The 10914-nt window shown below is 71.8% G+C and carries 10 protein-coding genes; 5 read left to right on the top strand and 5 right to left on the bottom strand.

Annotated features, from left to right (window positions below; all coding sequences use genetic code 11):
• Positions 1-43: 43 nt before the first annotated feature.
• Complete coding sequence (locus tag ACFC1F_RS40690) at positions 44-607, bottom strand: CAP domain-containing protein (RefSeq protein WP_376166519.1); 564 nt, start codon at positions 605-607, stop codon at positions 44-46.
• A 436-nt stretch (positions 608-1043) separates the two neighbouring features.
• Positions 1044-1658 (bottom strand): DinB family protein, encoded by a 615-nt coding sequence (locus tag ACFC1F_RS40685; RefSeq protein ID WP_376166517.1) that lies wholly within the window; start codon positions 1656-1658, stop codon positions 1044-1046.
• Between the two features lie 307 nt (positions 1659-1965).
• Between ACFC1F_RS40685 and ACFC1F_RS40680 the strand changes: the two genes are divergently transcribed.
• The gene (locus tag ACFC1F_RS40680) at positions 1966-2583 is read left to right on the top strand and encodes a DinB family protein (RefSeq protein WP_376166515.1); all 618 of its coding nucleotides are present in this window, start codon (positions 1966-1968) and stop codon (positions 2581-2583) included.
• Positions 2584-2672: 89 nt separating this feature from the next.
• On the opposite strand, the gene ACFC1F_RS40675 is transcribed toward ACFC1F_RS40680, so the two are convergent.
• On the bottom strand, positions 2673-3332 hold the full coding sequence (locus ACFC1F_RS40675; RefSeq protein WP_376166513.1) for a response regulator: 660 nt from the start codon (positions 3330-3332) through the stop codon (positions 2673-2675).
• A complete protein-coding gene (locus tag ACFC1F_RS40670) occupies positions 3329-4450 on the bottom strand; it encodes a sensor histidine kinase (protein WP_376166521.1) in 1122 nt (373 codons plus the stop codon). Before ACFC1F_RS40670 ends, ACFC1F_RS40675 begins: the two co-directional genes overlap by 4 nt.
• A gap of 578 nt (positions 4451-5028) precedes the next feature.
• Between ACFC1F_RS40670 and ACFC1F_RS40665 the strand changes: the two genes are divergently transcribed.
• Positions 5029-6519, top strand: coding sequence for an alpha/beta hydrolase family protein (locus ACFC1F_RS40665; RefSeq protein WP_376166511.1), 1491 nt, complete (start codon positions 5029-5031; stop codon positions 6517-6519).
• Between the two features lie 113 nt (positions 6520-6632).
• Here the strand turns inward: ACFC1F_RS40665 and kdpB are convergent, their stop codons facing one another.
• On the bottom strand, positions 6633-8834 hold the full coding sequence (gene kdpB / locus ACFC1F_RS40660) for a potassium-transporting ATPase subunit KdpB (protein ID WP_376166509.1): 2202 nt from the start codon (positions 8832-8834) through the stop codon (positions 6633-6635).
• 387 nt (positions 8835-9221) lie between these two features.
• Between kdpB and ACFC1F_RS40655 the strand changes: the two genes are divergently transcribed.
• The 3 genes from ACFC1F_RS40655 to ACFC1F_RS40645 all read left to right on the top strand — a co-directional run bounded on the left by ACFC1F_RS40655 (position 9222) and on the right by ACFC1F_RS40645 (position 10789).
• Positions 9222-9518 (top strand): WXG100 family type VII secretion target, encoded by a 297-nt coding sequence (locus ACFC1F_RS40655; RefSeq protein ID WP_376166507.1) that lies wholly within the window; start codon positions 9222-9224, stop codon positions 9516-9518.
• A 251-nt stretch (positions 9519-9769) separates the two neighbouring features.
• The gene (locus tag ACFC1F_RS40650) at positions 9770-10291 is read left to right on the top strand and encodes a hypothetical protein (RefSeq protein ID WP_376166505.1); all 522 of its coding nucleotides are present in this window, start codon (positions 9770-9772) and stop codon (positions 10289-10291) included.
• A 111-nt stretch (positions 10292-10402) separates the two neighbouring features.
• The gene (locus ACFC1F_RS40645) at positions 10403-10789 is read left to right on the top strand and encodes a hypothetical protein (protein ID WP_376166503.1); all 387 of its coding nucleotides are present in this window, start codon (positions 10403-10405) and stop codon (positions 10787-10789) included.
• The last annotated feature ends 125 nt before the right edge of the window (positions 10790-10914 follow it).

Genomic DNA, 10914 nt, shown 5'->3' with positions numbered 1-10914 from the left:
CTCCCGGGGCCGCGCTACTGGCCGGCCCCGGGAGCCCGCGGCTTCAGCCGGCGAACTCGTGCACGCCCCACCAGCCGGTGGAGTCGTGGTAGAGGCCGACACCGATCTCCTGGTACTTGGGGTTGATCTGTGCGGCGTGGTGCCCGGGCGACTCGGTCCACATCTTCTGGAACTGCTCGGCGGCCTGTTGCCCGGTCAGGGAGGCGTCGCTCCACATCACGATGCACTCCCCGGTCAGCGTCCGGCTGCCGGTGAGGCTGGGACCGGCACCCGAGGCGTTCGCCGAGTGGGCGAAACCGGTCTCGCGCATGTGCTGGGCCCACTTCACCGCGAAGTCCGTCAGGTCGGCCTTGACGACCAGGGCCGGGACGCCGTTGCGGGCGCGTTCCTCGTTGATCAGCCGCAGCGACAGCGCCTCGGCGCTGCCGGCCGGGTAGTCCGACGCCGAGGTGTCGGGGTTCGGTACGGTCCTGGGCGGCGCCGTGGTGTCGGGTCGTGCTGTGCCGGGGGTCGGCGCCTTGGTGACGGGGCTCGGTGCGGCGCCGGTCGGCGGCCTGCTCGGAGACTTGGCTGCGGCGGGGCTCGAAGGAGCCTTGGTGGCCGGCACGGTCGGTGCACCGGTGGTGGCCGTGCTCGCAGCCGGGGACGGGGTGGCCGAGGCCGTGGTGTCGGCCTGCGGGGATGCCGAAGGCGACGCGGCCGCCGCCGAGGAGACGACTGCGGACGGCGAGTTACCGGTACCCGCGGCCGTTGCTGCTGCCGTTGCCGGTGCCGTTGCTGCCACGACACCGGCCCTGCCTGCGGCCGCCTCGTCGGCCTCCGGACCGCATGCGCTCAGCGCGGCTGCGATCACCCCGACGGTCACGACAACCGCCACTCCCTGCTTGCGACGTATGGATTGCATGAGCGGAGATGGACTTCCCTGGTTTCGTCCGGCGGCTGGGAGCGGCACCGCGATTGTTCACACCGCACCTGCTGTCCCGCCGGTCGGCGCCTCGTGCGCCGACACCAGAGGAGACCGGTGGCCTCGGTGGCGATAACACTTACTGATCGGTCGGCAAGGTGTCCTCCGCCGTTCGGCCGGTCGGGGCCTGCCAGGGCTGGAACCACGGGTCGGGCCACTGTTCGGCGGCGGCCAGCAGCGGGAACAGGGTGGCGCCGTCGATGGTTTCGCGGATGATGTCGGCGTGACCGCCGTGTCGGGAGGTCTCCTCGATGAGGTGCAGCAGCACCCAGCGAACGGACCAGTTCTTCACGTCGGCGGGGAACCACGGCAGTCCCCGGGGGACGGGCACGGCCTGGCCGAGATCGGCGATTCCGGCGATCACCGCATCCGTCTCCCGGGCCGCGGCCTCGTACTGGTCCAGCACGTCTGCGAGCGTCTCCTCCGCAGTGAGTACGAATTCGGCGGAGTCGCTCTCGTCCGCCGTTCGCTGGTGGCCGCGCTGCCGCTGGAGGATCAGGTCGGTCCAGCCGGCCTCGCACCGTGCGGCGTGTTTGATGAGACCGCCGATGCTCAGTTCGCCGGCGGTGGGCGTCATCCTTGCCTGATCGTCCGTCAGTCCATGGGCGGTGGCGCGCAGAGTCTGGCGCTGCTGGGTGAGGTAGGCGAGCAGGCCTTCGCGCTCGTCGGCGATCGGCGGTACGTGTGCGGGCATGGGGTTGACCCTCTCTCCCGGTGAAAGGGGTGGTCAACCCTCCGGTGCAAGAAATTTCAGGTTCTTGCGCAAGGTCAGGCGTGTGCCGCCCCGGCGCGCATCGTGCCTGCATCGCTGCGCCGGTGTCGTGCACGTGGCCGGGACCGGCTTCCGGCTCGGTCGCATCGCTCGCCGGCGCCGTGGCCAGCAGGGACGTCGCCGGAGGTCGGGGAGTGGGTTGATCGGCCCGGTGTACGTCGGCCGGGAGGTGGCAGTAGAGTCCGCTGAAAACTTGCTGCAAGACTTTGCATAGCGAGAGGGTCCAGCCATGCCGAGAGTCGTCCCGCCCGTCGCCGATGAGCGCACAGCGCTGACCGCCTACCTGGCCCACCAGCGGCGCGCGCTGCGGGTCACCGCTTACGGTCTGACCGAGGAGCAGGCCCGCATGGCCGCCTCGGCCGGCGAGTTGAGCATCGGCGGTCTCATCAAGCACGCCGCACGGTGCGAGGGCTTCTGGACCGACCTCGTCCTCCAGCAGCAGCGCGGGACGCAGCGTAAGGCGGACGAGTCGAACGAGCCGGACGAGCCGGACGAGTCGGGCGCGGACGAGTTCCGGCTCGCCCCGGACGAGACCCTGGCCGCGGTGCTGGCCGCGTATGCAGAGGCGGCCGAGCGGACCGACGCGGTGATCGCCGGCATCCCGGACCTCGGGCAGGCCGTTCCGGTGCCGCAGGGGGCTCCATGGGTTCCCGCCGAGGTCAAGGAATGGTCGATCCGCTGGGTCCTGCTGCACCTGATCGAGGAGACGGCACGGCACGGCGGTCACGCCGACGTCATCCGCGAGAGCATCGACGGCGCAACCTTCGACCCGCTGCTCGCCGCAGCCGAGGCGTGGCCCGATCCGTGGGTCCAGCCGTGGGAACCCGTGGCCCCGAGCGTCGGTTGACGGCAGGTGCCGATCGATCGATCACGCATCCGCGTCGGGCTGCGCCCCGAAGGGCGGGCTGGGCGAACGGGCCGGCTCCGGCGGCGGCGTCATGCCGGGTGGATGAGGCGGCTCTCGTAGGCGAAGATCACGGCCTGTATCCGGTCGCGGAGTTCGAGCTTGTTCAGGATCCGCCCCAGATGGGACTTCACGGTCGCCTCCGCGAGGTACAGGGTGGCCGCGATCTCGGTGTTGGACAGGCCGCGGCCCACCTCGATGAGCACCTCGCGTTCACGGGCGCTGAGCCGGCTCAGCCGCTCGTCGAGCTCGGAGCTGCTGCCGTCGGGGAGCGGGCGGAGGTGCTCCAGCAGGCGTCGGGTGATCCGCGGGGAGACCACCGCGTCGCCCGCGGCGACGCTGCGGATCGCGGTGAGGAACTCCTCGGGCCTGGTGTTCTTCAGCAGGAAGCCCGAGGCTCCGGCGTTGAGTCCGGCGAAGGCGTACTCATCCAGGTCGAAGGTGGTGAGGATCAGCACTCTGCTCTGCGGGGAGGTCCTGATGAGCTGTCGGGTCGCCTCGATCCCGTCGGTCCCGGGCATCCGGACGTCCATGAGGACGACATCGGGGCGCAGCTCCCGGGCGAGGCGTACGGCCTGGATGCCGTCCGCGGCTTCGCCGACCGGGGCCATGTCGGGCTGGGCCTCCAGGACCGTGCTGAAGGCCATCCGGAGCAGCGCTTCGTCGTCGGCGATCAGGATGCGGATCGTCATGCGGACGCCGCTCCGCTGCTGCCGAGGAGGAGGCGGGTACGGACTCCCCAGCCGCCGCCCGGAAGCGGTCCGGCCTGCAACGTCCCCCCGTAGGCGGCCGAGCGCTCGCGCATGCCGGGGATGCCGTGGCCGGACGGTGTGGCGGCGGGAGGCGGCGGGCAGGGGCCGTTGTCGGTGACGTCCACGGTGACGGTCCCGGTCGAGCACCGTATCCGGACCTTCGCGTGCGTGCCGGTGGGTGTGTGCTTGAGGGCGTTGGTCAAGGCTTCCTGTACCAGGCGGTAGACGGTGAGTTGTGCGGTGGCGGGTATGTGGGTGTGGCCGCCGTGGACGTCGAGGCGGGTCGGCAGTCCGGCGGCGCTCATCTGGTCGGCGAGGGCCTCCAGTTGTGCGATGCCGGGCAACGGGTGGCGCTCCGCGTCGGGTTCGTCGGTCCGCAGGATGCCCAACGAGCGCCGCATGTCGGTCAGGGCCTGCCGGCCCGTCTCGGACACCTGGAGCATCGCGGCGGTGGTCCGGTCGGGCGACCGGTGCTGCGCGTAGACGGCGGCGTCGGTGAGCGCGACCATCACGGACAGGTTGTGGGTGACGATGTCGTGCATCTCCCGGGTGATGCGTGTCCTTTCCTCGGCGACGGCCAGCCGCGCCTGTTGTTCCTGTTCGTGTTCCAGGCGTGCGGCCCGTTCCTCCAGGGCCGCGAGGTAGGCGCGGGTGGTCCGCACGTTCACACCGAGGACGGCGGCGGCAACGGCCATCGCGGTGACCGCGATGAAGGGGGTCAGGAACGCGCCTCCCGTCGTCCAGCGCAGGCAGGCCAGAAGGACTCCTGCCTCCACGACGGCACCGGCGACGAGCGTGCCGCGCCGGCCCGAGTTCGCGGCCGCGGTGTAGAGGGCCACCAACAAGGCGATGTCCGCCGGCAGTGGGACGTCCATCAGCCACTGGACGAAGGCCGCGGCTGTCACGGCGCCGAACACCGTGAGCGGGGCCCGGCGCCGCCACACCAGGGGCAGCGCGAGGGCGGCGGTGAGGGACCCGGCCACCGGCAGCTCCTGCGGCGCGTGCGTGGTCACGACGTTGAGGAGGAGAAGCGCCGGCAGCAGCGAGTCCCACACCACGGGTGGCAGCCGGGAACCCCGGCGTCCGGCGGCGGTCAGCAGTCGCGCCGCTCGTGCGGAGGCCAGGTCGGCGTACCTCGTCAGCCGTGAGGCCGTCCCCGCCCACCACACCGGGTTCCGGTCCTGGTCCCGGTAGCGCATCGGCACCCGCACCCGCTCCAGCTCCCGCACCCGGTCCCGCACCCGCACCCGGTCCCGCACCCGGTGGCGCAGCCGGTGGGCCTTGCCGGGTTCCGCGGCCGCCTCGGTCATCACACGTCCCTGTCGATCCAGCATCATGGTGGCCGCGGCCGGGGCTGCCGCCGCGTACGGCCTGGTCCGGGTCGAGTACGGGGAACGCACGCTTCGCGCCGCCCGGCACGTACCGCAGCCCCTGTCACGTTAGGCCGCGGGCGCAGCGGAGCACATTAGCCCACCGTCTGATGACACCGTGCCGAGGTACGACCGCAGGAGGAGTCCCGATACCTCCCGGGGTCGCACGGCGGCCGCTGGTCCGGCGTGCTCGATTGCTGCTCCGGTTGCACGGGGACCTGCCACGGATTGCGATCCCGGCTGCACACGACGGCGACCCGGGATCGATGTGGCGGCGCACACCCGGCGCCGAGTATGGCCGGGTGACCGAGATCATCACGGGACTGAACATGTCCCCCCTGGAAATCCTTGTCCTGCTGGGTGCCGTCGCACTGGTGGTGGCGCGCTGGCTTCCCCCCGCCGCCCGCCCACGCGTCACGATCGCGGCGGGGGCGGTCCTCGTGCTCTCCGCGATCGTGCTGGGTGTGGCGGGGATGCGCTGGCAGATGCTGCCGGTACTGGCGGGCGCCGCCCTCGCGTTGCCGTTCGCCTTCGCTCCCCTGCTGCGACGCCGTTCCGGCCGGCCGGCGTGGCGGGCCCGCTGGTGGCTGGCGTTGCCGGGATCGGTGGCCTGCGCCGGCCTGATCGCGACGGGCCCGGTGGCCGCCTGGGCTTTCCCCGTGCCCGAGTTCCCCGAACCGTCGGGCGACTTCGCGGTCGGCACCCGCGTGGTCCAGTGGACCGACCCACGCCGCCCCGAGACCTTCACCGCGGATCCGAACGACCGGCGCACGGTCGTGGTCCAGCTCTGGTACCCCGCACAGAAGAGCCCCGCAGGCACCCAGCGGGCCCAGTACCTCGGACGCACGGAGCACGAGGCGCGCACCGTCTCCGACGCCCTCGCCCGCGAAGTCGGCCTGCCGGGCTTCCTGGTCGACGGTGTTCCGCGTGCCCGCACCCGTTCGGTCTTCGACGCCCCGGTGGACAGCAAGGGGGGACGGTTCCCCGTCGTACTGTTCTCTCCCGGGTCGGGCGGAGTGCGCACCCAGAACACCGCGTGGGCGGAGGAACTGGCCAGCCACGGCTATGTGGTCGCCGCCCTCGACCACCCGTACGACTCCGCCGCCGTCGTCCTCGCCGACGGCCGGACGATCAACACGGAGACCGCCTCCACCGGCGACCCGGAGAAGGACGAGGAGCTGGCGGCCGGCTGGACAGCGGTTCGCGCCGCCGACCTCGGCTTCGTCCTCACCCAGCTGGACGATCTGGACCGAGGCGGGACCGCCGACCCGCTGAGCGGGCACCTGGACACCAGCCGGGCCGCGGTGACCGGCCACTCCATGGGTGGTGCCGCCGCCCTGCAGGCAGCCAGGCAGGATCACCGGTTCGACGCCGTCATCGACCTGGACGGCTACCCCCACGGCCCCGCCTCGCCCTCCCTCGACCGGCCGACGCTCGCGCTCACCCAGGCCGTCACCGCGGCAACCGACCCGCGCTACATGCCCCACCTCACCGAGGCGCTCAAGGCCGGCACCACGACGAGCTACCGGCTCACCATCCCCGGTGCCGCACATCTCACGTTCATGGACGGCCCCCTGTATCTGCCGCCCGTGCCCTCGATAGTCGGCTCCCTGGGCCGCACCGAGAGCCCGCGCGTCGTCGCCGCAGCCACCCTCGCCTTCCTGGACGCCGTGCTGCGGGGCGAACCCGGCGACCTGGCCGGCATCCTGCCGGCCTACGGCAACCTCACCGTCTACCAGCCGGACAACGGCCGCTGACCGGCTGCTTCCGGGGCACGTACGACAGCCGGACGAGGACGACGAGACCATCGGCCGGACGGCCGGAGCAGGGTTCTTGGCGGGGCCTTGACGAGCTGCCGGTTCTCCCGGCCTCAGCCGAGGCCGGGGACGAACTGGACGAGCAGGTCGATGGTCTTGATGCCGAGGAAGGGGAGGACGAGCCCGCCGAGGCCGTAGACGCGCAGGTTGCGGCGGAGCAGGTCGGTGGCGGAGGCGGGGTGGTAGCGGACGCCGCGCAGGGCGAGCGGGATCAGGGCGACGATGATCAGGGCGTTGAAGATGATCGCGGAGGCGATGGCGGACCTCGGACTGTGCAGGCCCATGATGTTGAGGTGCGCGAGGCCCGGGTGGGAGCCGACGAACATCGCGGGGATGATCGCGAAGAACTTGGCGACGTCGTTGGTGATCGAGAAGGTGGTCAACGCGCCCCGGGTGATGAGGAGTTGCTTGCCAACGCGGATGATCTCGATCAGCTTGGTGGGGTTGGAGTCGAGGTCGACCATGTTCCCGGCCTCCTTGGCGGCCGGGGTGCCGGTGTTCATGGCGACGCCGACGTCGGCCTGGGCGAGGGCGGGGGCGTCGTTGGTGCCGTCGCCGGTCATCGCGACCATGTTGCCGGCCGCCTGCTCCCGCTTCAGGTAGGCGAGTTTGTCCTCGGGGGTGGCCTCGGCGAGGTAGTCGTCGACACCCGCCTCGGCGGCGATCGCGCGGGCGGTGAGCGGATTGTCGCCGGTGACCATCACGGTGCGGATACCCATCCGGCGGAGCTCGGCGAAGCGTTCGGCGATGCCCTCCTTGACCACGTCCTTGAGCTCGATCACGCCCAGCGCGCGGGCGCCGTGGCGGTCGTGGACGGCGACCAGCAGCGGGGTGCCGCCGGCGGCGGAGATGCGGTCGACGAGGGGTTCGGCCTCGGTGGGCAGGTGGCCGCCGGAGCGCACCACCCAGTGGGCGACGGCGTTCGCGGCGCCCTTGCGGACCAGACAGGTGGTGCCGTCGGGCCAGGCGAGGTCGACGCCGCTCATCCGGCTCTGTGCGGTGAACGGGACGGTGGTCTGCTCGCCCAGTTCGCCCTCGGCGCGCGGCGGTACCCAGTACTGGCGGTCGGTCAGCTCGATGACGGAGCGGCCCTCGGGGGTCTCGTCGGCGAGCGAGGCCAGCTGGGCGGCCTCGGCGAGCTGTTCGACGCCGGCGCCGGGGAGTGGGTGGAGGGCGGTGGCGCGGCGGTTGCCGTGGGTGATGGTGCCGGTCTTGTCGAGCAGCAGGACGTCGACGTCGCCGGCCGCCTCGACCGCGCGGCCGGAGAGCGCGACCACGTTGCGCTGGACCAGGCGGTCCATGCCGGCGATGCCGATCGCGGAGAGCAGCGCGCCGATGGTGGTCGGGATGAGGGCCACCATGAGGGCCACCAGGACGACGGTGGTCTGCGGGGAGCCCGCGTAGATCGCCATCGGCTGGAGCGAGACGACGGAGAGGACGAAGACGATGGTGAGCGAGGCGAGCAGGATGTTGAGCGCGATCTCGTTCGGCGTCTTCTGCCGGTTCGCGCCCTCGACCAGGGCGATCATCCGGTCGATGAAGCTCTGACCCGGCCGGGAGGTGATCCGGACGACGAGCCGGTCGGAGAGGACCCGGGTGCCGCCGGTGACGCTGGTGCGGTCGCCGCCGGACTCGCGGATGACGGGCGCGGACTCGCCGGTGATCGCCGACTCGTCCACGGCCGCGACGCCCTCGATCACCTCACCGTCGCGGGGGATCACCTCGCCGGCGGGGACGAGCACGATGTCGTGCAGGAGGAGGTGCTCGGCGGGGATGGACTCGTGGCGGTGGTCGGTGCCGCCGACCCGCCAGTGCAGCAGGCGGCGCGCGGTGGTGCCGGTCTGCGCCTGGCGGAGGGAGTCGGCCTGGGCCTTGCCACGGCTCTCGGCGACGGCCTCGGCGAGGTTGGCGAAGAGCACGGTGAGCCAGAGCCAGAAACTGATCACCCAGGCGAACACGCCCGGGTGGACGACGGCGGTGAGGGTGGTGAGGGCGGAGCCGGTCTCGACCACCAGCATGACGGGGTTCCTGGCCATGGTGCGCGGGTGGAGCTTGCGTACCGCGGCGGGGAGGGCCTCGCGGAGCTGGCGTGCGGTGATCAGCCGGCGGCGCCCGGGCCGGGGTGCGCCGGGGCGGTGGCCCGGGTGCGGGGGCTCCGGCTCGGCGCTGCCGGCCTTCGGGCGGCGGAACCAGTCGGCCCTCGGTGCGGGCTGTTCGGTGGTGGTGGCCGGTGAGGTGAGGGCCGAGCGGCGCATCGGTTCTGGGACCTTCCGGAGCCGCCCCGGGGGAGCGGGGCGGATGGGGACGGGAACGGGGGACGCCGCACAGCGAAGCACCGGATCTCCGCACGCCATTCGCGTCTTGACGCCCGCTTGGCACGACACCGGACGTCCTTGACACGACTCTGACGCGACGATCTCGACGCCACCGCCGACGCCGGCGGAGCAGCCCTGGCAACCGCGCTCGTCCTGACCGCCCTCGGTGTCCGGCCCAGGCTGCGGGTCTTCGTCTTCGCCTGACGCGGCCCGTGGTGTTGGGAACGCGTTCACGGCGCATCAGGAACTCGTCAACGTGTCTATCTGGCTGAAGAGTTGACCGTTAGCGTGCCGGTGATCACCAAGCACGGGGTACATGGGGGAGCAGTGGCGGACAATTTCCGGGTCGACGCGAGTGAGCTCGGCCAGGTGTCGAAGGAGCTGCGGGAGGCGACCGGCAGCATGGCCGGGGCGATGCACGCGCTCGACAAGGCCTCGCCGCAGGTGGCCGGCCACCTCGCGCTGGACGGGGCCTGCGGGCACTTCGGCGGCGAGTGGAAGTACGGGCTGAAGCAGCTGAACGAGACGCTGCACGCCATCGGCGAGGGCCTGGACGCCACGGCGAAGGCGTACCGGGAGGCCGGCCGGTCCCGCCCGGTGCGGACCCGTTCGGCACCACGCTGACCTGACGTCCGGCCTGGGCGCCGCTCAGCGGGGTGGCCGCACCGTCCCCGGTCCCGCACAGCCACCCCGTTGGCCGGCGGTGCGGACCCGGGCTCCGGCCTGCGCCGAAACCCACCGTCCATTCCTGACCAGCCGTCATTGATGCTCCAATCCAGCCGTTCCGAGGCCGAGGCCGGAGGCGTAGTGTGCCGAATGTGATCGAACTGAGCTTCCGGGCGGCGGATCGGAATCGTCCGACAAGGTTGTACGTGGTGCTGGCACTTGTCGTCCTGGTCGTCGAGGCCGCCGCCGCCTTCACCCGGCTCGGCGCGGTGGGCTTCGCCTGGCTGACGGGCGGGAGCATCGTCCTCCTCGCCCCGGTCGTCCTCCTGTCGTACCGGAGCTGGAGCAGGGTCGGGGCCGACGGAATAACCATCTGTTGGGGCCTTGGGCGCGGCCGCACCTACCCCTGGCACGAGATCCGGTGGATCGACGTGCGCGAGTCCAAGGGCCAGAGCTCGTCGTCGTACGCGGTTCGGATGTTCCTGGAGAGCGGGCGGCGTCGTTCGCTGCCCGGGCTCTACCGCAGCGACGCGCATCCGGCCCCCGACTTCGACGAGCAGTTCCAGCGGGTCGTCAACTGGTGGGAGCTGAGCACGGACCCGGCCGCACGGGTCCGGCCCTCGAAGCAGTTCCGGGACCGGCTGACTCCCGCCGTGCTCGGCCTCGCCCTCGTCTTCGTACCCGTTGCCGTCGTGGCGGCCGTCGTTCTCGTGGTCCTCGCGCCGCACTAGACGAGTGGCGCCGACGTACTCGGCCGCATCTGACAGCTCTTTCCGGCCTGAGCGCATGACGGACGATCTTGGCAGGCACCACGGGAGTCCGACCTTGAAGGAGTGACGCCCGTGGAACTGGTCTCCGACCCCGTGTACGGCGAAGTGGATCTCACGGCATCGGCAGAAGAACTGACCCGCTTGGCAAGCGCGGTGGCCGACGGCGAGGGGCTGCTCAACTCCACCTCCTCGCCGGGCAGCAACGCCCTGGCGGGGATCGAAGTCAGAGAGGCTCCTGGCCCCGGGGTGCGGATCCGCCTCGACGCCCCGCGACAGATCCTTGTGATCAGCGGTGATCCCGTTGCCAGGGCGATCCTCGCGGACAATCTGCACGGCATGGCCATCGCCGAGGACGGCGGTCACCTTCACATCGACTACTTCCCTGAGCACCCCTACCTCGCTGAAGGGTCGCTGCCGTTGGTGGTCAACAGTCCGCACGGGGGCATGCCCACCCGGTGAGCGGGTGGCGGGGGGCGGGGGGAAAAATTAACAGGGGGCCCACGGCCCCCGGCCCCCCCCCCCCCCCCCACCCCCCCCCCCCCCCCGGGGGGGCCGCCGTTAGGGCGGCCGCCCGCGCGTGAAGG

It is taken from the genome of Kitasatospora sp. NPDC056181 (assembly GCF_042266225.1).
In the GTDB taxonomy this organism is placed as follows: Bacteria; Actinomycetota; Actinomycetes; order Streptomycetales; family Streptomycetaceae; genus Kitasatospora.
This window is presented reverse-complemented; position numbering and strand designations above follow the sequence as displayed.